19 protein-coding genes are annotated in these 23,209 nt (G+C 62.3%); 15 read left to right on the forward strand and 4 right to left on the reverse strand.

Going from position 1 to position 23,209, the window contains the following annotated elements; translation table 11 throughout:
• Positions 1-3: 3 nt before the first annotated feature.
• From DFP86_RS12010 to DFP86_RS12025, 4 genes are all read left to right on the forward strand, one after another.
• Positions 4-1,125 carry an efflux RND transporter periplasmic adaptor subunit gene (locus DFP86_RS12010; protein WP_166642250.1) on the forward strand — a complete coding sequence of 374 codons (1,122 nt, stop codon included), beginning with the start codon at positions 4-6 and terminating at the stop codon, positions 1,123-1,125.
• The gene (locus tag DFP86_RS12015) at positions 1,122-4,223 is read left to right on the forward strand and encodes an efflux RND transporter permease subunit (protein WP_133681530.1); all 3,102 of its coding nucleotides are present in this window, start codon (positions 1,122-1,124) and stop codon (positions 4,221-4,223) included. The genes DFP86_RS12010 and DFP86_RS12015 overlap by 4 nt, the downstream gene beginning before the upstream one ends.
• Positions 4,220-5,635 carry an efflux transporter outer membrane subunit gene (locus DFP86_RS12020; RefSeq protein WP_133681532.1) on the forward strand — a complete coding sequence of 472 codons (1,416 nt, stop codon included), beginning with the start codon at positions 4,220-4,222 and terminating at the stop codon, positions 5,633-5,635. Before DFP86_RS12015 ends, DFP86_RS12020 begins: the two co-directional genes overlap by 4 nt.
• A 148-nt stretch (positions 5,636-5,783) precedes the next feature.
• Complete coding sequence (locus tag DFP86_RS12025) at positions 5,784-6,755, forward strand: GGDEF domain-containing protein (protein ID WP_133681534.1); 972 nt, start codon at positions 5,784-5,786, stop codon at positions 6,753-6,755.
• 164 nt (positions 6,756-6,919) lie between these two features.
• On the opposite strand, the gene DFP86_RS12030 is transcribed toward DFP86_RS12025, so the two are convergent.
• Both DFP86_RS12030 and DFP86_RS12035 read right to left on the reverse strand, forming a co-directional pair.
• Positions 6,920-7,561, reverse strand: a complete 642-nt coding sequence (locus DFP86_RS12030) for a TetR/AcrR family transcriptional regulator (protein ID WP_166642251.1) — start codon at positions 7,559-7,561, stop codon at positions 6,920-6,922.
• A 14-nt stretch (positions 7,562-7,575) separates the two neighbouring features.
• On the reverse strand, positions 7,576-8,199 hold the full coding sequence (locus DFP86_RS12035; RefSeq protein ID WP_166642252.1) for a TetR/AcrR family transcriptional regulator: 624 nt from the start codon (positions 8,197-8,199) through the stop codon (positions 7,576-7,578).
• A gap of 122 nt (positions 8,200-8,321) precedes the next feature.
• Between DFP86_RS12035 and DFP86_RS12040 the strand changes: the two genes are divergently transcribed.
• From DFP86_RS12040 to DFP86_RS12055, 4 genes are all read left to right on the forward strand, one after another.
• Entirely contained in the window at positions 8,322-9,794 is a 1,473-nt protein-coding gene (locus DFP86_RS12040) for an efflux transporter outer membrane subunit (protein ID WP_133681541.1), read from the forward strand.
• 31 nt (positions 9,795-9,825) lie between these two features.
• Positions 9,826-10,782, forward strand: coding sequence for an efflux RND transporter periplasmic adaptor subunit (locus DFP86_RS12045; RefSeq protein WP_133681543.1), 957 nt, complete (start codon positions 9,826-9,828; stop codon positions 10,780-10,782).
• A gap of 14 nt (positions 10,783-10,796) precedes the next feature.
• Positions 10,797-12,353 carry a DHA2 family efflux MFS transporter permease subunit gene (locus DFP86_RS12050; RefSeq protein ID WP_133681545.1) on the forward strand — a complete coding sequence of 519 codons (1,557 nt, stop codon included), beginning with the start codon at positions 10,797-10,799 and terminating at the stop codon, positions 12,351-12,353.
• Positions 12,354-12,438: 85 nt separating this feature from the next.
• Positions 12,439-13,095 (forward strand): TetR/AcrR family transcriptional regulator, encoded by a 657-nt coding sequence (locus DFP86_RS12055; protein ID WP_133681547.1) that lies wholly within the window; start codon positions 12,439-12,441, stop codon positions 13,093-13,095.
• 21 nt (positions 13,096-13,116) lie between these two features.
• Here the strand turns inward: DFP86_RS12055 and DFP86_RS12060 are convergent, their stop codons facing one another.
• Entirely contained in the window at positions 13,117-13,890 is a 774-nt protein-coding gene (locus DFP86_RS12060) for a TetR/AcrR family transcriptional regulator (protein ID WP_133681550.1), read from the reverse strand.
• A 121-nt stretch (positions 13,891-14,011) separates the two neighbouring features.
• On the opposite strand from DFP86_RS12060, the gene DFP86_RS12065 reads away from it, so the two are divergent.
• The 7 genes from DFP86_RS12065 to DFP86_RS12095 all read left to right on the forward strand — a co-directional run bounded on the left by DFP86_RS12065 (position 14,012) and on the right by DFP86_RS12095 (position 22,659).
• Positions 14,012-15,697, forward strand: coding sequence for a bifunctional 3-(3-hydroxy-phenyl)propionate/3-hydroxycinnamic acid hydroxylase (locus DFP86_RS12065; RefSeq protein WP_133681552.1), 1,686 nt, complete (start codon positions 14,012-14,014; stop codon positions 15,695-15,697).
• A gap of 10 nt (positions 15,698-15,707) precedes the next feature.
• Positions 15,708-16,778, forward strand: coding sequence for a VOC family protein (locus DFP86_RS12070; protein ID WP_133681554.1), 1,071 nt, complete (start codon positions 15,708-15,710; stop codon positions 16,776-16,778).
• A gap of 32 nt (positions 16,779-16,810) precedes the next feature.
• Positions 16,811-17,764 (forward strand): fumarylacetoacetate hydrolase family protein, encoded by a 954-nt coding sequence (locus DFP86_RS12075; protein WP_133681556.1) that lies wholly within the window; start codon positions 16,811-16,813, stop codon positions 17,762-17,764.
• A complete protein-coding gene (locus tag DFP86_RS12080; RefSeq protein ID WP_133681558.1) occupies positions 17,761-19,749 on the forward strand; it encodes an acyl-CoA synthetase in 1,989 nt (662 codons plus the stop codon). The genes DFP86_RS12075 and DFP86_RS12080 overlap by 4 nt, the downstream gene beginning before the upstream one ends.
• A 110-nt stretch (positions 19,750-19,859) precedes the next feature.
• Positions 19,860-20,309 carry a hypothetical protein gene (locus DFP86_RS12085; RefSeq protein WP_133681560.1) on the forward strand — a complete coding sequence of 150 codons (450 nt, stop codon included), beginning with the start codon at positions 19,860-19,862 and terminating at the stop codon, positions 20,307-20,309.
• A 110-nt stretch (positions 20,310-20,419) separates the two neighbouring features.
• A complete protein-coding gene (locus DFP86_RS12090) occupies positions 20,420-21,094 on the forward strand; it encodes a TetR/AcrR family transcriptional regulator (protein WP_133681562.1) in 675 nt (224 codons plus the stop codon).
• 179 nt (positions 21,095-21,273) lie between these two features.
• Positions 21,274-22,659 (forward strand): OmpP1/FadL family transporter, encoded by a 1,386-nt coding sequence (locus DFP86_RS12095; protein ID WP_133681564.1) that lies wholly within the window; start codon positions 21,274-21,276, stop codon positions 22,657-22,659.
• Positions 22,660-22,883: 224 nt separating this feature from the next.
• Here the strand turns inward: DFP86_RS12095 and DFP86_RS12100 are convergent, their stop codons facing one another.
• Complete coding sequence (locus DFP86_RS12100) at positions 22,884-23,069, reverse strand: hypothetical protein (protein WP_133681566.1); 186 nt, start codon at positions 23,067-23,069, stop codon at positions 22,884-22,886.
• Positions 23,070-23,209 lie beyond the last annotated feature (140 nt).

Raw genomic sequence — 23,209 nt, forward strand, 5'->3', positions numbered from 1 at the left:
ATCATGCACAGCGACTTCCGCCGCGGTTGGCCACGGCTGCCTTCCACCTTATTCGCGCTGGCAGCCGTCGGGCTGACGGCCTGTCAACGCGAAGCGCCCACCGCCCCTACCCGCCCCCGCGCGGTGGTGGTCGCCATTCAAGCCGACCAGGCAGTCAGTCGGTGGCAATACCCGGCACGGATCGACAGCCGATTTGCCAACGACATGGCCTTCCGAGTGGCCGGCAAGTTGCTCGATCGCCAAGCGCATCTGGGCGACCATGTACGCGCCGGGCAGGTGCTCGCACGCTTGGACCCGGCCGATGCGGCCGCACAGCTCGACGCCGCGCGCGCGGCGCTGGCGGCGGCAGACCACCGCCTAACCTTTGCCCGTCAACAAATCGAGCGCGACCTGGCGCAGGCGCAACTCAAGCTGATTGCGCGAGCCCAGCTCGAGCAAAGCCAGGACAACATGGCGGCGGCCAGCGCAGGACGCGAACAGGCCGCGAGCCAGCTGCGGCAGGCGCAAGACGCACTGAATTACCAGGTATTACGTGCCGATCACGATGGCATCATCAGCGCCGAATATGCCGACACCGGCGCGGTGCTCGCCGCGGGACAACCGGTCTACCGGCTCGCTTGGGATGGCGACCGCGACGCGGTGATCGATGTGCCGGCAGCCGATGTGGCGACACTACAAATTGGCCAGCAGGCACAAGTGCGGCTACCCGGCATGGCCGATCAGGTACTTACGGCGCGCCTGCGCGAAAAAGCGCAGGTGGAAGACGCGCAAAGCGGCAGTTTCCGCGTCAAGCTGACACTCGTTCAGCCAGCCGGCGGGCTGCCGCTGGGCCTGACCGGCATCGTCAGCGTAGCGCGCCCGCAACCAGGCGGCACATCACTCAGCATCCCGGCGAGCGCCTTGTTCCATCAAGGCAATCAACCCGCGGTATGGGTGGTGGCCCCGGGCAACAACAGCCTGAGCCTGCGTCCGGTGCGCGTGCAAGGTTATGAGGCCGAGCACGTCAGAATCGCCGGCGGCTTGGCCCCGGGCGAACGCATCGTGGCCGCCGGGGTGAACAACGTGTACGCGGGGGAAAGAATCCAGCCCATCGCGCCGATTGGCGCGGAAGGAACCGCTTCGTGAGCGCGCCACGTCAAGACACGGGCCGCTTCAATCTGTCGGAATGGGCGCTGGAACACCAGCAATTGGTCATCGCCATCATGTTGCTGGTGGCGTTATTCGGTGTGCTGTCGTATGGCAAGCTGTCGCAAGCCGAAGATCCGCCCTTTACCTTCAAGGTGATGGTGGTGCGAACGCTCTGGCCGGGCGCCAGCGCGCGCGATGTGCAGCAGCAAGTGACCGACCGCATCGCCAGGAAGCTGCAGGAAACGCCCAATCTCGACTACATCAACAGCATCTCGCACCCGGGCGAGTCGATGGTCTTCGTCAACCTCAAACAGACCGTCGACGCGCAACAGGTAAAAGATGCCTGGTACCAGGTACGCAAAAAAACCTCAGACATCCAATACACGTTCCCGCAAGGTGTGCAGGGACCGTTTTTCAATGACGAGTTCGGCGACGTCTACACCAATATCTATGTGCTCAAGGGCGACGGCTTCGGCTATGCCGAGCTGCACGATTACGCCGAGCGGCTGCGTAGCGAGATGCTGCGTGTGCCTGGCGTGGGCAAGGTCGATCTCATTGGCGACCAGACCCAGCGCATCACCGTGGAGATCAGCAACGCCCGGCTGGCCAACCTGGGTATCTCGCCATCGCAAATCGCCGAGGCCATCCGTGGGCAGAATGCGATGCGCGGCGCCGGCGATGTGGTCACCGGCACCGACCGTCTCTACCTGCACCCGGACGGGGCGATCACCGACGTCGACGCGCTGGCCAGTCTGATGCTGCGCATCAACGGTCATACCATCCGCCTGGGCGATATCGCCCACATCCAGCGGGGCTACGTCGATCCCGCCGACCCGCTGATGCGCTATCGCGGCGCCAATGTGCTCGGCATCGGCATCAGCATGCAACCTGGCGGCAACGTGATCGACTTGGGACATGCCCTCAAGGAACACGAACGCGACTGGCATGCCGCCCTGCCCGCGGGTTTGACGCTCTCCGAAGTGGCCAGCATGCCCGATACCGTGTCGCGCGCGGTGGACGACTTCGTCGAAGCCGTGGCCGAGGCCGTGGCCATCGTACTCGCCGTCAGTCTCTTCAGCCTGGGGCTGCGCACCGGGCTCGTCGTGGTGGTATCCATTCCGCTGGTGCTGGCCGGCACGGCGATGACCATGCATTTTTTCGACATCGGCCTCAACAAGGTCTCGCTTGGCACACTGATTTTGGCGTTGGGCTTGCTGGTCGACGATGCCATCATCGCCATCGAAATGATGGCCGTTCAGCTCGAGCACGGTCTCTCGCGGTTCAAAGCCGCCGCCTTCGCCTATACCAGCACGGCTTTTCCGATGCTGACCGGCACGCTGGTAACCGTCTCCGGCTTTCTACCGATCGCGCTAGCACGCTCGGATACCGGCGAATACACCCGCTCGATCTTTCAGGTGTCCGCCATCGCGCTAACGCTCTCATGGCTCGCCGCCGTCATCGTCATTCCCCTGTTGGGCTATCACTTGCTGCCCACGCCGAAGACCGCCGCCACGCCTACACACGGCAATCCATACGACACTCCGTTCTACCACCGGCTGCGGCAATGGATTCGCGCGAGCATCACCCGTCGCCGCCGCGTCATCTTGATGACACTCGGTTTGTTTGCCGGCGCGATCGCGCTCGTACCGCTGGTTCACCAGCAGTTCTTCCCCAGCTCGGAACGGCCGGAACTGCTGGTCAACCTGACGCTGCCGGAGAGCGCATCGTTGGCCGCCACGCTACGCGAAAGCCAGCGACTGGAGCAACGGCTCGACCGGATGCCCGGCATCGATCATTACGTCGACTTTGTCGGCAGCGGTGCACCGCGGTTTTATCTACCGCTAGACCAACAGCTTGCCGCGCCCAACCTGGCGCAATTCTTGATCACCGCCAAGTCGCTGCCGGAGCGCGACCAATTGGCCAGCAAACTGCAAACCGTCATGGCACAGGATTTCCCCACCCTGCGCACACGCATCAGCCAGTTGGAGAACGGTCCGCCAGTCGGCTACCCGGTACAGTTCCGGGTCAGCGGACCCGACATCGCCCAGGTGCATCGTCTGGCCGATCAAGTCGCCAACGTGTTCCGTCAGAACCCTGACACGGTCGGCGTCCAATTGGATTGGACGGAGCCCGCTTCGCGCTCTATCCGTTTTCTGGTCGATCAGAACAAGGCTCGCTCGCTGAACGTCAGCAGCAGCGATGTGGCCGACTTCCTGCAGATGACGCTTTCCGGCATGACGGTGGACCAACTACGCGAACGCGACAAGCTGATCGGCATCGATCTGCGCGCCCCGAGCAATGAGCGGACCGATCCGGCACAACTCGCACTGCTCGCCATGCCCACGCCATCCGGCAAGACCATCCCGCTCTCGGCGCTCGGTCACTTCAGCTACACGTTGGAGCACGGCGTGATTCTCGAACGCGACCGTCAGCCCACCATCACCGTGCGCAGCGATCTGCGATCCGGTACGCAAAGCATCGACGTGACCAACAAGCTCGACCAACAGCTTGCCGGCCTGCGCCGCGCGCTGCCGGACGGCTACCGCATCGATATCGGCGGCGCGGTCGAGAACAGCAACAAGGCCAATGCCTCGATCGCCGAGCAAGCGCCGATCATGCTGATCGCCATTTTTCTGCTGCTGATGATTCAACTACGGCGCTTCGACCGCGTACTGATGGTGCTGTTGACCGCCCCGCTCGGCTTGATCGGCGTGGTGCCGGTGCTGTTGCTGTTCAACGTGCCGCTTGGCTTTGTCGCCATTCTCGGCATCATCGCCATGGCGGGCATCATCATGCGCAACTCGGTGATTTTGATCGACCAGATAGATCAAGACATCCGCGACGGCGCCACACCGTTCAACGCGGTGGAGGACGCCACCGTGCGCCGTTTCCGCCCCATCTGCCTGACCGCCGCCGCGGCCGTGCTGGCACTGATCCCGCTATTGCGCAGCACCTTCTTCAGCCCGATGGCCACCGCGCTGATGGGCGGCATCACCATCGCCACCATCCTGACCTTGTTTTTCCTACCGGCGCTGTATGCCGCCTGGTTCCACATCCAGCCGACAACGCCCGCCATCGATAAGGAGGCCCTATGACGCCCCGTTCCCGCCTGACGCTTTTGACGCTGCCGTTCATGGCCGGTTGCGCGCTATTGGTGCCCGACGACCGTCCCGCGCTCCCCTCTCCGGCACATTACAGCAGCACCGGCGACGCGCTCCCCGCAGCCGATGGCATACGCCAGCAACTGACCGACACCAGCGCGCCCGCCGCCTGGTGGCAGCGCTACCATTCGGCCGACCTCGACGCCCTGGTAACGGAAGGACTAGCCCACAACGCCTCGTTGGAGGCCACCCGGCATACGCTGGATGCAGCCCGTGCCAGCCTGCGCGCCCAAATCGGCGGCAGCGAATTGCCCAGCGCCGACATCGGCATGAGCCAGGTACGGCAACGAACGCTCAGCTTGCCCGGCATGCTGCCCAAGACCTATCAGGACAGCATCACCAGCGCCACGCTCAACGTCGATTGGCGCTTCAATCTGCTCGGCGCCACCACGCTTAGCAACCGTGCTGCGGCAAAACAAGTGGAACAACAAGCCTGGCAATATCAGGCGGCGCAACGCGCGCTGGCGCTCAATATCGTCACCACGACCATCCAGTGCGCCGCGCTGCAAGCCCAGCTCGAGCAAATGACCGCGCAGCGCGATGTGCTCGACCACCTCGCCGCGCTGACCGCACAGCGCGAACAACTGGGCGCCGCCGCCCAAGACGATCGGCTCGCGGCGGCGCAGCAAGCCGCCGACTTCGCCGCCAGCCTGCCGGCCCAACGTGCCACGCTCGCCGCCACCCGGCACGCGCTCGCCATCCTGCTCGGCCGCAGTCCTGACAACGCGCCGGCGCCACTCCCTTTCGACAGCTTGCATTTGCCTGGCACGCTACCGCTTTTGGTGCCCTCGGCCCTGTTGAAACAACGGCCAGACGTCCAAGCCGCCGATGCCGCCATCGAAGCCGCCGCCAACCAGGTTGGCGCCGCCCGCGCCGAGCTGTTCCCCACGCTGTCGCTGAGTGCCAGCTATGGGCATGGCGGCTACGACTGGTCGAGCTTCACCTCCCCCGCCGGACTGATCTGGAGCGCCGCCGGCTCGATCAGCCAACCGCTGTTTCACGGTGGCGCGCTGCTGGCACGGAAAGATGCCGCTCTGGCCCAGTACCAAGCCGCACTGTCGCAATACCGGCAAACGGTGCTCGATGCCTTCCGCGACGTGGCCGACACCCTGGCCGATTTACAGGAAGACGCCACCCGGATCGAAGCCAGCCAGCAGGCCGACGATGCCACGCGCCAGCGCTGGCAGGACATGCAACGACGTGAACAGCTTGGCGCCACCGCGCTGCCCGACACCTTGGCGGCGGAACAGCAATACCATGGCCACCGCATCGATACGTTGCAGGCGCAGGCCGCCCGGCTGACGGACAGCGCGCGACTGTTTACGGCGATGGGATCGACGTTATAAGGAAAAGCGGCATAAGCGGACAGACGCTCTACCACGTTGTCCATGAGCGAGGCGGCTACGCACCGGCATGACACGAGCACGCAGTTGACACCAGCGAGCTCACTTGCGGCTATTCTAAGAAAAAACAGCGCCTAGACGGGGGAACCGCATGTCCACAACCCAGATGACGTCCACGATCAACGAGATTTTGGTCGACTATCTCGATATTTGTCAGAACGGCTTTACCATCATCGACGCCAACGACACGATCCTCTACCAAAACAAGGCACAGGCCGCGATGTTTTCCCTGGAGGCCCAGGACATGATGATCGGCCGCCACGTCGATGCCTTGTTCACCTGGCTGTACATCCATAATCGCGGCATCCACGGCGTACTCGACGCACCGAACCTGGAAGCCTGGTTACGCGAGGCGCATCAAAGGACCCGTTCCACCGCTTCCGATATGTTCGAACTGACGCTTCTCGACGGACGCACTCTGCTGGTGACGAAGCAATCGACCGCACAAAAAGGCGTGATGTTTATCTGCACCGACATCTCGGAGCAGAAGTGGTTGCAAGCGGAGCTGGTACGGCTGCACGCCGAAGTGGAGCAACTGGCGCTGATCGACGAATTGACCGGCGTCGCCAACCGGCGCCATCTCATGCAGCAACTGCGGCATGAGGTCGCGCGCGGGCAGCGGTACCGGCAGCCGCTTTGTGTCGCTATGATCGACCTGGATCACTTCAAGCGCATCAACGACCATTACGGTCATCCAGCGGGCGATGCCGTGCTGCGTCATTTCGCCAGCACACTGACCGAGCAGATGCGCAACACCGATATGATCGGCCGAGTCGGTGGCGAGGAATTCGCCATTATCATGGCGGACACCGCGCTCGATGACGCTATCCAGGTATTGACCCGCATCAGCCAGTTCATCGCGTCACAACGACTGGACCACGTGGCGGAAGGTCTTGGCTACACCTTTTCGGCGGGGGTCATCGAGATGCCCCACGATACCGACGGCGACGAAAGCAGCTTGCTGTCCCTGGCCGATCAGGCGCTCTATCAAGCCAAGACGGGCGGAAGAAACCGGATCGTTCCGTTCGTCCCGGGCCATTCGGCCGACGCGGGCCCCTCTTGACGCCACACTCGACGAGACAAAAAAAGCCCGACCAGCGGCCGGGCTAAGTGGAGCTCTCAAGCAGTGAGATCGTACTACGCGTTTCATGTGGCCAACGGTGATCAACCACACAACTGTACTGTACAGTACATTACAGGCAATAACAACCCTAATCAGCGAGCGCCTCACACCTGCGCCCCGGCCAAAAACACGGACCAGGCGTTATCGAAGAAATAGCGCCGCTCGGTTTCCGTCCCAAGACACGGATAACCCAGTAGCCGCTGTTGGAAAAACCACCCCATGCTCATGCCGGTCAACGCGTTGACCATGTCCTCTTCCGGGATGTCTACACGAACCTGCCCCGCTTCGCGGGCAGCGTGGAGCAGGAAGCGCATGACGTCCTCGATGGGCTGCATCGCGGCTTTTTTGACACGGACGACCAGATCGGGAAAGCGGACCGCCTCGGAGATCAGAATGCGAAACAGCGCCACGGTTTCCGATCTGGCGGTGAGCTGCAAGAGAGCCCAACAAGCTTCTTGCAGCCCCGCAAGCGGGTCTCGCAGATCGGTCTTCCCTGTGGCCGAGGCTTCCAACTGCGCGGCGGCCAGATCGCGGATCACCGCGGCGAACAACTCTTCCTTGGACACATAGCGCCGATAGATCGTCTGTTTGCTGACCCCCGCCGCAACGGTGATCTGCTCCATCGATGTGGCGGCATAACCGTGCTCGATGAACAGACGAGTGGCGGTATTCAAAATACGCCGGCCGATCTCCTCGACCGCTTGTGCATCCGGCCGCCCCATACGTCTGGATATGGACTGTGGCATAAAAGACGATTCCATTACTCGAACAACGTCCGGCTATCGTCGGGCGCGTAGGCTCTAAGGAAAGCGGCCACCGCGCGTTGCGCCATGCCGTTTTTCTCCGCATCGTCAGGGGGCGTTTCCAACGCTTGCAGCAGCAGAGGCTCGAGAATTTCCGCCTCCAACAAGCCGCGTAGATGATTGGCGGCCAACACGCTGTCGTCACGCCGCAGCTTGCCGCTTGCCATGCACGCGCTCAGAAACAAAGCCACTTCGTTGCCAATGGTTTGGATCTTGTCGAAGAACAACTTGCCGACGCCCAAGCGCGAGGCTTCAGCCACCATTTGCCGTCTCACCGCGACCATATCGCTTGAGCTGACGAACTGCAGGAAGCTTTCCCCGAATCGACGCAACGTCATGGCCATATCGTCCGGATCGGTCGACAGGCTCGCCAGGGCACCCGCCACATGCTGGTCGATAGCGGCCGTCATGCATGCGACGAACAGTTCTTCTTTAGAGGCGAAGTGGTGATATAGGGTCGCCTTGGAACCACCGACCTGGGTCGTAATTTCCGACATCGAGGTATTGTCGTATCCCTGCGCCAAAAACAGGCGATACGCCGTATCCAGAATCGCCTGCCGCTTTGCATTTCCCTTTTTCATCGTCGCTCCCTCGTTGTGAGCAAAAAGCATCAAACCGTACTGTACGGTACGATTTTCTCTTGACAGACAACGGAAGTCAAGATTATAAACCGTACCGTACGGTTCACTTAGGAAAGAAAACCATGGGAGCAACACATTCTCTTGATCCCCGCGGCCGCCAGCGTCTACTTGCAACGCTGCTGTTGGCGGGGCTGTTCGGGCTCGGCGGCTGTGCCCAGATCCCCAATCTGGGCGCATTGCCGACCATCAAACCCATCCAACAACTCGGTAGCGCGCAATCGTTCGCCGCCCCCGCCGCGGCCTGGCCAGGCGACGGCTGGTGGCACGCATACGGCGATGCGCAGCTCAACGCACTGATCGACGAATCGTTGAGCACTTCGCCCACACTGCGCATGGCAGAGGCCCGTTTCCATACGGCGAGCGCCATGGTGCAGTATGCCGGTGCGACGCGCATGCCGGAGGTTTCGGGCAATGTGGCACTGGACGGCGCCAAACAAAGCTACAACTACCTGATGCCGCGCCAAGCCCTGCCGCAGGGCTGGCACGACTACGGCCTCGCTTCGCTGAATATGTCCTGGGAGCTGGATTTCTGGGGCAAGAACCACGCGGCACTGGCCGCGGCGGTCTCGGAGCAACAGGCCGATCAAGCCGAAATCGCACAGGCGCGTCTACTGCTGTCGACCTCCGTCGCCGCGGCCTACGCCGAATTAGCCCATCTCTACCATGTCCGCGATACCGACGCCGAGGCGTTGACATTACGTACCCGAACCGTCTCGCTATTCCGACAGCGTTACCGCTCGGCGCTGGAAACGCTGGCCAGCGTCCGTCAGGTCGAAGCACGGCAAGCCGAAGCGGAAGCCAATCTACACGTCACCGACGAACGCATCGCCTTGCAAAAGAACGCCATCGCCGCATTGCTGGGCGCCGGCCCCGACCGCGCGTTGACCATCGTCCGGCCAACCGCACGCATCGCCGCCGCCACCGGGTTACCGTCCAATCTGGCGCTGGATCTGCTCGGCCGCCGTCCGGATATCGTCGCGGCACGCTGGCGCACGGAAGCCGCGGCCCGACGCATCGATCAGGCCAAGGCCGGCTTTTATCCGAGCGTCAACTTGGTGGGGCTGCTGGGCGTGCAATCGCTCGGCCTCAACAACCTCAGCAAGTCGGGCTCCGATATCGGCGACGCCGGTGTCGCCATTTCCTTGCCGATCTTCAATACCGAGCGCCTCCAGGGGCAATTGCGCGGTACCCATGCCGAATACGAGATGGCCGTCGCCAATTACGACGCCACGCTGACCAACGCCCTGCATGAGGTGGCCGACGTCGCCACCAGCAGAAAGGCGCTCGACGCGGAACTCGCGGCCACCCGCACGGCGGTCGCGGCGGCGCAATCGGCCTACGACATCGTCAACCAGCGTTATCAGGGCGAACTCGCCACCTACCTCGACGTACTGATGGCGGAAGACGCGCTGGTCTCGGCCAAACGCAGCCTGGCCGATGTGGAAGCCCGCGCGCTCACGCTCGACGTCGAACTGGTACGCGCCCTCGGCGGCGGCTTTCAAAACGGCACGGCCGTGAACAGCGCCGCAAAGTAATCACCGTTACGTATTTTCAGGAGAAAACACCATGAATCATCCTATTCAAACGCCGGCATCGAACACCGCGGCATTCAACCAAAAGCGGAAGAAGCTTTTCGCACTGCTCGCAGTCGCGGTCGCCGCGGCGGGTGGCGGGTACGGCACGTACTGGAAGTTGGTCGCCTCCCACTATGTGTCAACCGACAACGCCTACACCAATGCCGAAGTCGCCCAAGTGACATCGCAAATCGACGGGCAAGTCGCCGATGTGAAGGTGGTCAACAGCCAGAAGATCAAGCGCGGCGACGTGCTGGTCACGCTGGACAATACCGATGCCACGCTGAATCTGCGCCAGGCGCAGGCCGACCTTGCGCGCGCTCAAGCACAGAAGATCGCCGCCGAGTCGGATCTCGAACGCGCCAGCATCGACTTGAAGCGGCGGGAAGCGCTGGCCGGCACCGGCGCGGTGTCCGGCGACGAAATCACGCATATCAAAGATGCCGAGAACAACGCCCATGCCGCCCTGGATGCGGCCAACGCCAGCATCGCCCAATCCCAGGCGCGCCTGGACCGAACCCGCGTGGATCTCGCGCGCACGGTAATCCGCGCGCCGGTGGACGGCGTGGTCGCCCGCCGCGAAGTTCAACTCGGCCAGCGCGTCCAGCCGTCCGTGCCGCTGTTGTCCGTGGTGCCGGTGCAAAGCATGTACGTCAACGCCAACTTCAAGGAAGTGCAGCTGGAAGGCGTTCATCCGGGCCAGAAGGCCACGATGACATCCGACCTCTACGGTAGCGACATCGTCTATCACGGCGTAGTGGAAGGCTTCGACGGCGGTACCGGCTCGGCATTCGCCCTCATTCCGGCACAGAACGCGACCGGTAACTGGATCAAGGTGGTCCAACGCCTGCCGGTGCGCATTCGCCTCGACCCTGCAGAGCTGGCCGCGCACCCGTTGCGCGTGGGCTTATCGATGAACACGACCATCGACTTGCAAAACAAGTCCTGATCGGGAGACATGACATGGAACACACCCTGCCTAACACGCCGACACAGGCCAACGATCCGGCCCGACTCAGCGGCGCGCTGCTGTGGATCGCGGGCATCGTGCTGGCCATGGCGAACTTCGTTGCCGTGCTCAACATGACCATCGCCAACGTGACCGTGCCCAACATGGCCGGCGCGTTGGGCGCGGGGTCGAGCCAGGGAACATGGATCATCACGTCGTATGCGGTCGCCGAAGCGATCACCGTACCGTTGACCGGCTGGCTGTCGTCGCGCTTCGGCGCGGTCAAGCTGTTCACGCTGGCGGTGGCGATGTTCGGCGTCTTCTCGCTTTTGTGCGGCGTATCCACCTCGCTGAACATGCTGCTGTTGATGCGGGTGCTGCAGGGCATGGCGGGCGGCCCGCTGATGGCCCTGTCGCAGACCTTGCTGCTGCGGATATTCCCCAAGGAACAGTCGATGCAGGCCATGGGGCTGTGGGCAATGACCACCCTGCTCGCGCCGGTCGTGGGCCCGGTGTTGGGCGGCTGGATATGCGACAACTACAACTGGTCGTGGGTTTTCCTCATCAACGTGCCGATGGCGTTGGCTTTCGCCGTGATCGCCTGGACCTTGCTCAAGCGCTACGTCGACCCGATCGTCAACAACCCCATCGACCGCATCGGCATGCTGCTGCTGGTCATCTGGGTCGCCTCGCTGCAAATCATGCTCGACGAAGGCAAGGATCTGGACTGGTTCGCTTCCGACGAGATCCGCATTTTGGCGGTCATCGCCGCGGTCGGCTTCCTATCTTTCTTGATCTGGGAACTGACGGAGGAGCATCCGATCGTCAACCTGAAGGTGTTCCGCCATCGCGGCTTTTCCTCCTGCATGATCGTGCTCGCGCTGGCGTTCGGCGCCTTCTTCGGGCTGAACGTACTCACGCCGCAATGGCTGGAATACAACATGGGCTACAACACCACCTGGGCCGGTTTGGTCGTGGCCTGGGGCGGTCTGCTATCCGTGGTGTTCTCACCGATCGCGGCCAATCTGGCGAACCGCACCGACCCGCGCAAGCTGATTTTCATCGGCACGCTTTGGCTTGCCATCAACACGTTCTGGCGCTCTTCGGCCACGTCGGACATGAGCTATTTCACGATTTGCGTCCCGCTGTTCTTCATGGGCGTGGGCATGCCGATGTATTACGTGCCGTTGACCGGCCTGGCGATGGGCTCGGTGGATGAGGAGGAAACCGCTTCGGCGGCGGGTCTGATGAACTTCGTGCGCACCATCTCCGGCGCCATCGCCACCTCGCTGGTCACCACCGCATGGCAGGACCGCAGCTATATCGCCCATGCCGAACTGACCAACGTACTCGATCCCAGCGGCCAGGCCGCCACGCTGTTGCACAGCGGCCAACGATACGCGCAAATGGGGCGAGAGATGATCAACATGATGGTGAACGGTCAGAGCCTGCTCTTGGCGACCAACGGGCTCATGGTGACGATCGGAGGCGTATTCCTGCTGGCGACCGCGGCCATCTTGCTTGCGCCCAAGCCGTCGCGCGTAGTCGATCCGAACTCGGTCGGCCACTGATCCCCGTCGGGCGGAACTGGGCGCTGGCGCCTGTTCCGCCCCGGCGACGATACCCTATTCATAATGTTGAAAGAGCGATTTCATCATGATCCCAAACCAACATCCTGGCGAGGCCCTGTGCGAACAGACACGTCTGCTCTTACTCGACGCCGCGCTCAAGCTGATTGCTGCGCACGGTCTCGGCGCATTGAGCATCGACGATATCACCCGCGAAGCCGGGCTGTATCCTGGGGCGTTTTATGCGCATTTTTCCAGCAAGAGCGTAATGTTCGTGGAATTGCTGGAACGCCTGGGCGAGGAAGCATTCGCAGAACTCGACCTGTTCGACGGCGCCGAGCCGGAGCCATGGCGAGAAAGGGTTTTGGCGCTGTTTCATACGCTACGGCACAACCGGCTGTGCGTATTATGTTGGACCGAAGCAAAGTTGCTGGCGGCGCGCGATGAGGGTTTCCGACACTGGTTCGCCACCTTCAACCAACAGGCCGCCACGCGGGTTGCGGAGGCGATCGGCAAGCTCTGCGCATCGACGGGGCGCCGCACCATCGCGTCCCCCGAGGTCCTGGCGCTGGGGCTGATGCGCCTGACCGAAGGCATTCAGTTGAGTCAGTTATCCGGCGAAGGCGGCAATACCGTGCTTGCCGAACAGATCGTGCTGCGTTTCATGGACGGCATGACGCGCGAAGGCGGCGGTAGTCCAGGCACGCCACACTTCAGCGACGTCAGTGACTTTCGCCAGGACTGATTCGAATTGCGGTGACAGGCCCTACGCCCCGGAATTCTCCACCACATCGTCCCCCGGCTCGCTAGGCAGCGGCCGGGAGGCGATCTCCGCCGCCTCGGCCCCGTCAAGCCCCAGTATCCGCAAGACTGCCGCCGCCGCGCGCGCCGGCATGCCCTCTCGGCGCAACCCCTGCAGCGGCGCGTTTTCCTCCTCGCGCCCCTGCAGTTCGCCCCAGCGCAATTCGGCGGCAAGCGATGCCATCACCGTGCCGCCGGCCGCGATGAAACGCATCGAAGGGTCGTCCGGCAAGAAACGGCCCGCGGCCACCCCTTTCTGAACATCGCGCCACAAGCGTTGGCCAAGCCCCTTGCGCACGGTCATGGTCGAAAATCCCTCCCGCAGCAGAAAACGCCCCCAAACCGGCTCGCGTCGTGCGCGCAAGAGCGTGTGGCGCGTGCACACGGCAATGACTTCCGCCGGATCCTCCAGATGGCTCACCTGCCTGTCCAAACTGTCGGCGAACGCCTCGAATACCCATGCGGTCAAGGCCGCGTAGATCGCTTCCTTGGATTCGAAATGGTTGTAGAACGAGCCGAACCCCACGTCTGCCGCCTCGGTGATCTCGTTGATGGCCACGCCTTCCATGCCCTTCTCCGCCATCAAGGCGAGGGCGGCTTCCAACAACTTGGTACGGGTTTCCCGCTTGCGCCGGGTAGCCCGCGATTCGCGGAGGTCGGCCAAAGCGGAGATTTCGGACACGGCGATGTCGCCGGCAACGGAAAGGGGGTCTGAACGGCGCATCGAGGGGTTTGGCATGTCGGCTCGAATGGAAAACAACGAACCTCGAGTATAGGTCATGACATCGTAATTGACAAAATCATCAGTTGTGAAGTAAACATCAAAAACATAATAAATGCAGCACACACAAGGAGAAAACATGAAAACCCATCTGCATGTGGGCGGGGGCGTCGACGCGCCCCCTCCCCCCAGCCGCGCCCCGTTACCGCACAGCGTCGACGTTTTGATCGTTGGACTAGGCCCCGTTGGCGCGCTGATCGCCAACTTGCTGGCACGCTACGGCGTACACGTTCTGGCGGTGGACAAAGCACACGACATCTTCACCGCCCCCCGCGCCATCGCGCTGGACAATGAAGCCTTGCGCATCCTGCAGATGGCAGGCATTGCAGAAGCGGATTTCGAAACCATCGCCATCCGCCACGTCCGCCTGCGCTCGCCGCAACTGGGCGAATTTGCGCGTGCCAATACCCTAGGCAGCCTGGATGGTCATCCCAAGCTGGTCACCTTTCATCAACCGAGCCTCGAACGCCTCTTGCGCAGCCGGCTCGACGACTACTCCTGCGCTCAGGTCGCGCTCGGCGTCACGCTGAAAAACGTCCGGGCAGAACATCAAGGGGTGTGGGCCGAGCTCGATCTGGAACAAGGGCGCATGCATACGGTTCGAGCGGACTATCTGGTGGGGGCCGATGGCGCCGGTTCGCTGGTACGTAAGCTGATCGGCCAAGGCTTTCGGGGCAAAACCTTTGCGGAAGACTGGCTAGTGATCGACGCGCGCCATGCGCCCAAACCGATCGACGATGTCGAATTCTACTGTTGTTCTCATCGACCGATACCGCGCATGGTCGCGCCGGGCGGCCGCCAGCGCTGGGAATTCATGCTGCGTCCAGAGGAAACCAGCCAGGAGATGGAATCCGATGAGCGGGTGCGCGAGCTATTGGCGCCTTGGGGCAACATCGAGGAGATGAGCATCGAACGCAAGGCGGTATACCGCTTCCATGCCAGGGTGGTGGACAGCTTCCGCCAGGGGCGGGTATTCCTGGCAGGCGATGCGGCGCACATCACCCCGCCGTTCGTCGGGCAAGGTTTGGTCGCCGGACTGCGCGATGCGGCCAACCTCAGTTGGAAACTGGCCTGGGTCATACAAGGGCGAGCCATGCCACACATCTTGGATAGCTACGACCAGGAGCGGCGTCCTCACGCCAAGGCGATGATCGGCTTTGCCAAATTCATGGGCAAACTGGTAATGCCGCGCAACGCCGCCCTGGCACTGCTGGTCCATGGCCTGATGCGCGCAACCCGTTGGATCCCGCCGCTGCGAGCGCGGTTCGAAGAACTGGAGATGAAGCCAAAGAACGTTTTCCGGCAAGGGCTGTTCATCGCCGGCCGTTCCGCCAGCAAGCTGCGCCGGGGAGCCCCTTTGCCGCAGGGCTGGGTGCGCGGTACCGACAGGTCGTTCCGTCTCAGCGACGACGTCCTCGGCCCAGGCTTGGCGCTGATCGGCTTCGGCAGCGACATCGCCGCCACGCTCGATCGAGAAACCTCGCAAGCCTTTGCCGCCGCCGGCGGCAGAATCGTTCAGATCGCGCATCGCGGTCAACGCTTGCAACTCGCCGCCGCCGACAGCTGGGAAGATATGGAAGGCGTTTTCCTGCCGCGTGCCGTCCCGTTCGGCTGGGTTGCGTTGGTGCGGCCCGACCGCACCGTGTTATCCGACGGACCGGCCGACAACGCGGCCCGGATCGTGCGAGAAGGTCTCGCCCTGCTTGGTGCCACGACAGACCATGCCGTGTCCTCGCTTCCGATTCAATCAACCCAGCCATTTTGAGGTGCCGCCGATGAAACTCAGCACGGCCCAACCCGCACGCCATCCCAACCCGACAACCAAAGCAACCGCGCTTTCCTATTTGATCTTCGAGCGGCCTGACCTCGACCTGGCCGAACGCTTTTTATCCGATTTCGGCCTGCGCACCGTTGGCTATCTCGACAACACGCTCTTCCTACGCGGAACCGGCAACGCCCCGTTTTGCTACGTCGTGCGCAAAGCGCGTAAAGCACGCTTCGTCGGCTTGGGGTTACAGGTCGGTAACTTGGCGGATTTGACGGCATTGGCGCGGCTTCCCGGCGCGTCGGCCATCGAACAGAGCCCTTGGCCGGGCGGCGGCCTGCGCGTCACCCTGACCGACCCCTCCGGCTTTCGGGTCGACGCCCTCTTCGGCCAGGAACCCGTCGCAAGCCTGCCGCACCGGCGCGCACTGCCTTTCAACAACGTCGACGCCGCGGTGCGCGTCAACGCGACGCAACGGCCGCCGCACGTTGCGCCCGAGATCATCCGCCTGGGACACGTGGTGTTGGAACTGGCCCACTATCAAGAAACGTGCGCCTGGTACACGCAACACTTCGGCTTCATCCCCAGCGACGTCCAAGTTTTGCCGGATGGTTCGCCGGCGGTGGCGTTCATGCGGCTCGACCTTGGCGACACGCCTGCCGATCATCACACCCTGGCGCTCGCTCAGGGCATCGCGCCCGCCTACAGCCATAGCGCCTACGAGTTGGTCGACGCCGACGCCGTGGGCATCGGACAAAGCCTGTTGCGCGAGCGCGGCTGGAAGCATGCCTGGGGAATCGGACGGCATATTCTGGGCAGCCAGATCTTCGATTATTGGCAAGACCCATGGGGCGATAAGCATGAACACTACTGCGACGGCGATCTGTTCACCGCGCCGGTTCCCACCGGTATCCATCCAACCGGCCGCGAGGCGATGGCGCAGTGGGGCGAGACGATGCCGCGCAGCTTTACCAAGCCCAAAATCACGCCGGCGATCCTCGTCAAACTATGGCATGGCCTGCGACATAGTCCCGACCTCACATTAGCCAAGCTGCGAACGCTGGCCAAACTGTTCGCTTAACGCCTGACCCGTCAACTTTTTCGAGGCGCATTATGCCGTTGAATATTTTGCATTTCCGTCATCAAGACCGCGCCCAATGGGGCGTTATCCGCCACGGCGTCATCACGCCCATTGCCGGCGACTTCGCCACGACCGCCGACTTTCTGCAAAACAATGACATCGCACAGCTGGCGGCCCTGCAGGGGCCGACCTTGCGCGAATCCGAAGTCCAGTGGCTATCGCCGGTCACACACAACCAACAGTTCATCTGCCAAGGCGCAAACTATCGCCAGCACATGATCGAATCCGGCATGAATCCGGACGCGAAAAACTACAATATGATCTTCACCAAAGCGTCCAGCTGCATCGTCGCTGCCGATGCCGACGTACTGCGCCCAGCGCACGTCCGTTTTCTCGACTACGAGATCGAGCTGGGCCTGGTGCTCAAACGCGACGTCCTCTCGCGCCAAACGATCACCGCCGACAACCTGCACCAGTACATCGCGGGCATCGTGATCGTCAACGACTACTCGGCTCGCGACGTTCAAATCCCGCAGATGCAGTTTTACAAAGGAAAAAGCTACCGCACCTTCGGCCCGGTCGGCCCCTATCTTTGCCTGCTCGAACCGCAAGACATGGCGATGCTCGGCTCGCTGGCGCTGACGTTAACGGTGAACGGGCAGACGCGTCAGCGCGACATCACCGGCAATTTGGTTCATGGGCCGGCAAAAACGCTGACGGAGCTGTCCGGCGTACACGACTTGTTCCCCGGCGATTTGGTGGCCACCGGCACGCCCGCGGGCTGTGCGCTCAGCATCCCCTCACCGGCCAAGCAGCGCATTGCCGCGCTGTTGCCCGAGGCGGCCAAATGGAAGATGTTCATGAAAGTACAAGCCGCTCGACCGCAATATCTGCAGCAGGGCGATCTGGTGGAAGCACGCATTGCCAGCCCGGACGGCAAGATCGATCTCGGCGTGCAACGCAATCGCATCAAGGAGGCCACATGACGCAAGGAATTGTTCGCCAAGCCGATGTACTCGCCGCCGAAGCGCAAGGCATGCCGGCAGACTTGCCCACCAGTACCTACGAAATGATCCAGCGCGGCGCGGCGATCAACCCCGATGCCCCCGCGCTCTCGTTCTTCCTGCAAAGCGGCGGCCACCGCAAGCCGGAATGCTGGACTTATCGAGAACTGGTGCGCGACATCACGCGTAGCGCCAATCTGTTTAGTCGCCTCGGCATCGCCCGCGACGCCGTCGTCGCCTATGCGCTGCCCAATCTGCCGGAAACCCATTTCACGCTATGGGGCGGCGAGGCCGCCGGCATCGTCTGCGCGATCAACCCATTGCTGGAAGGCAATGCCATCGTCGAGCTGCTCAATGCCGCCAAAGCCCAGGTGCTAGTGACCCTGGCGCCCTTTCCCGGCACCGACTTGTGGGCAAAGATCCAGCCCGAATTGGCCAACGCGCAGACGTTACGCCATCTCGTACTGGTCAACCTGGCCGACCGGATTCGCAGTCCGAAGCGGTGGCTGGCCGGCTGGCTGCAACAGCGCGAAACACGCCGCCTGCATGGCCGTGGCGGCGTGCGCGGCGCGGTACCGGCCGCGATCCAAATCCACGACTTTGGCCAAAGCCTCGCCAAAGAATCCGGCACGCGGCTCGCCACAGAACGCCAGTTCACCGCGGACGACCTCTCCTCCTTTTTCTGCACCGGCGGCACCACCGGTTTGCCGAAGATCGCCATGCGCCGCCACGGCAACGAAGTCGCCAATGCCTGGAGCGCCGGCCAAGTGCTGGGCGACAGCATCGGGGCGGGCAAGACGGTGTTTTGCGGGTTACCGCTATTTCACGTCAATGCGGCCATGGTGACCGGGCTATTGCCCTTCTCTAAAGGCGCGCATGTCCTATTGGGCACGCCGCAAGGCTACCGCGGCGCGGGCGTGATTCCGCGCTTTTGGGAGATCGTCGAACACCACCGCGTCAATTTCTTCAGCGGCGTCCCCACACTGTATGCAGCCCTGCTGGGCGTTCCTCTTGGCGACAAGGACATTCATTCGCTCGAATTCGGGATCTGTGGTGCGGCGCCGATGCCGGTCGAAGTATTCCGCGCCTTCCAGGAACGCACGGGGCTCAGAATCCTCGAAGGCTACGGCTTGACCGAGGGAGCCTGTATCAGCAGCGTCAACCCGCCGCATGGCGAAAGGCGGCTGGGATCGGTCGGGTTACGGCTCCCGGGGCAAGCGATGAAGACTGTCGTACTGGACGAGGCCGGGCGCTACCAACGCGACTGCGCCGTCGACGAAACCGGCGTACTGACGATTTCCGGCCCCAACGTTTTCGTCGGCTATATCTTGCCCCAACAAAACCAGGGATTGTGGCTGGAGCTTGGCGACGGCCGGCGCTGGCTCAATACCGGCGACCTGGCGCGATGCGATGCCGATGGCTACTTTTGGCTCACGGGCAGGAGGAAAGAACTGATCATTCGCGGCGGTCACAATATCGACCCCGCCGTGATCGAGGAACCCCTGCACCGCCATCCCGCCGTTCAGCTCGCGGCGGCGGTGGGGCGGCCCGACGCCCATGCGGGCGAACTGCCTGTGGCGTACGTCCAACTCAAACCGGATGCCAAAGCGAGCAGCGAGGAGCTGACGGCGTTTCTACGCCACGAGATCGGCGAGCGCGCCGCATTGCCCAAACACATCCGTATCGTCGAGACCATGCCGCTGACTGCCGTCGGCAAGATATTCAAGCCAGCGTTGAAGCGGCTTGAAATCGTCGAGGCGCTGCGCGCCGATTTGGAGAACGAGGGACTGCAAGCCGACGTGGCGGCCGTCGAGGACAAGACGCACGGCATCGTATTGCATGTCGGGCTAGCCGACCCGCAACAGCACGCTCGCGCCGCCGAAATCCTCGGGCGGCATCCTTTTGCCTTTTCCCTGACGCAAGACCGCGCCCACCAGGAAACGCACAGCAGCCAAGACCAGCGCTAAACGGAGGGGAGAAATGCCGCGAGGTTCGCCGAACGCGGCATTTCTTCGCAAACAAGTTGATGATTTCATCAGTTGTGATATATTTAATCATGACGTAAGGAGTAAACGACATGTTATCTCTCAACAACATCTCGCAAATCTACGGCTCGATCGCCAGCTATAACTACAGCACCGGCACAGCCAACAGTTCGCCCGCCACCGATGCCTCGACCTCCACCTCGGTGCAGCAAGACGCATCGAACATCCGCAACGGCGTGCAAAACCAGGTCAACAGCGCCGTCGCCTATGCTCAGTCGGATCCCTATGCCCAACAGCAGCTCAGCAACACCGACAGCACCATCGTTTCGCTCGGCAACGGCGCCGATACCTATGGATCGGGCGATCTCTACACCGCTAGCGGGCGACTTGCGGGCCAGGCGGGAAGCGCCACCTCCGCAGTGCAAAATGATCACGCGACGAAATCCAGCACCTACGCCGCGAATTCCGCGCGCACCGCAAACGAAGTGAGCGGGGTAACAAGCCTGCAAACTGACACCGCGTCCTCTGCGGATAAGAAATAGCCGTCGGCAACCGCCTCGCACAGTGCCGCCCCGTTGCGCTACGTCTGTCACGGACATGGAAAGCTTGATATCATCGGCTGCAATCTCAAGCAATCCAACATGCATAACCCATGCCCGAGACACCGCGCGCCGCACCCATCAATCACCGAACGCTGGTCGGTCAGCAACGGCGTGAACGCACACGCCAGAAAATCCTCCTCGCCGCACTGAAGATTTTTGCGCAAAAAGGCAGCGAAGCGCCGGTCATCGAGGATTTCATTGCCGAAGCCGGCATTGCGCGCGGCACCTTTTATAACTATTTCAGCACCACACAAGAATTACTGCAGGCGACGCTCGTCTGGCTCGGAGCCGACCTCATCGCATCGATCGAACACGAGATCGGCACACTGAACGACCCACTGCTGCGATTGGCGACCGGCGTGCGTTTGTGGCTCGGTAGGGCGCAATACGATCCGACCTGGGCGGCGTTCATCGCCCGCCCGGAATTTCTCGATGCCTTGCCCTTTGAATCGGTTTTCGCGCCAGTGATGGACGACCTGCAAACCGGGCGACAAAGCGGCTTGTTTCATTTCCCAAACGAGCGCGCGGCCTTATCCCTGCTCACAGGAACCCTGATCATCGCCATGCGCGCTTATCTGCAGGACAAGCCTTATCCCGAATACGCCGACGACATCGCGCGCATCATCCTGCAAGGGCTAGGGGTCGCACCGGGCCACATCGCCACGGCACTTGCACAGCCGCTGCCGACACTACGCCGCGCGCCCTTGTCGCTTAAACCCAACTGATCTCGCCTGGCGCAACGCCTCTCTCGCCCGCTTGTTTGCTGCCTTCCCCGTCAGATACGCCGTCTTTTCCCTGTTTTTCATATTGAACAATAATGTCATATTGACATAAATCAACAAAATGAAAGATTGTTGACACTCGCCACATAAAAGAGCGAACCACACAACATTGGGAGATCACCATGAGAAACCGCACGAACGCGCATCGCGCGGCCGTCGCCGCGGCCATAGGCGCGCTAAGCCAAGCCGCTTTGGCATCCGGCTACCAATTCGATATCCAAAGCATCCGCGCGCAAGGTAGCGCCAATGCCGGCGAAGTCGAGGCAGCCGACCCTTCCACCCTCTTCTATAACCCGGCCGCCCTCACGCAACTAGACGGCACCCAATTGACATTCGGCATAATCGGCGTCGACCCGCATTCCAGCTTCAGCGAAAGCAGCGCCACCACGGGGGCAGGCCAGCCCGTGTCGCCTGCCGGCAATGGCGGCGACTATGCCAAGCAAGCCGCCATTCCACTAGGCTATTGGTCGCACCGGGTCGACGACCGCATGACCGTCGGCATCGGGTTGTTCGTTCCCTATGGCGCCAAGATCGGCTACGACGGCAATTTTGCCGGGCGCTATTACGGACAGCGTATCGACTTCAAGTCTCTCAACATCAACCCCGCCGTGGGCTTTCAGTTGAACGAGCACCACAGCATCGGCTTCGGCGTCAGTGCCCAGTACCTGCACGTCACGCTGGATCAAAACCAAGACATGCTGTCTACCGCCGGCGGCGTCTGTTTGGCCGGCGGCGGCTCCATCGCCTTCTGTTCGGCCGCCGCCTCGGCCTATGCGGGTCTACCGGATGTCCGAGCCCATATCGCCGGCGACGACTGGGGATTCGGCTTTAACATCGGTTACCTGTACATGCCGGACGACGCCACCCGCATCGGGCTGGCCTATCGCTCGGCCATCAAGCAAAAACTGCGCGGCACGGCGACCTTCACCCTTCCCGACAACTTGCCCGGAGGCGGAGGTTCGCCGATCAATGCAGGTATCCAAAGCGCACTGGCCAACAGCAATGCCGCCCTCGACATCACCACGCCGGAGAGCGCCTCGCTCAGCGCATTCCACCAGTTGACCCCCCGCTGGGCAGTGATGGGCGCGCTCAATTGGGTTCGGCATGACAGGCTGCAAAGCATTGAAATCAACATGCCCACCGCGCAGATCCCGGGACGGCAGATAAACTACCCGACGGCGTGGCGCAATAGCTGGAGCGCCGCCCTCGGCACCAGTTACCAACTCGACGACCATTGGACCTTGCGCGGCGGCTATATGATCGATCAGACCCCGGTGTCCAGTCCGAGCAATGCGCTGACCCTGCTGCCGGACAGTACACGCCACATCTTTGCGCTCGGCACCAGCTACCGGGTCGATGCGCACGACACCATCGACGTCGCCTACAGCTACATAAAATTGGCACAGGCGAACATCAGCGACACCAGCAACAGCGCCGCCGGCACGCTATACGGCAGCTATCACACCCATGTCAATCTGTTGGGCATCGGCTGCACCCACCGCTTCTAACATGTATCGCCCTCTTGCTCAGACGACGTAATCAGAGCTCCCCCGGCGTCGCGCTTGGCGTCGGGGGCTTTTCGCAGCGCATTGACGAGACCATCAAGGCGGCAATACCGTGCGCGCCAACAGATCGTGCTGCGTTTTGGACTAAACCTGGACAGTGCCAGAGACGGGAGAGATAACAGACAAGATGCCCGGCGGGCCCACCAGGCCGCGTCCATCAAGGACGCTTATGCGCGCAAGACGAGTTGCACATGGTCGAGCTTATAACTGGCGGCGGCCAACAGACTACGCACTGCTTGCGGATCGAACCGGCGCCGTGACGACGGCGCCATCTGCCGCACCAGTCGGTTCAAGGTGAGTTGGATATCGCGTAGATCGCGCTCGACAGAGGTGGCGTGGTGGCGGGATGCCATAGGTCGAACTCCTTTGCACTTCACATCATGAAGGAGCTGCCGTCTGGAGGGCGGCAGGCCGAGCGAAGGTTGACAGACCGGGCATCTCAACCGGCACACCGGCGAGCCGAAGCCCGCCGGTGTCCTCCGCCGGCCCGCCA

Source organism: Paludibacterium purpuratum (assembly GCF_004363805.1).
GTDB lineage: Bacteria > Pseudomonadota > Gammaproteobacteria > Burkholderiales > Chromobacteriaceae > Paludibacterium > Paludibacterium purpuratum.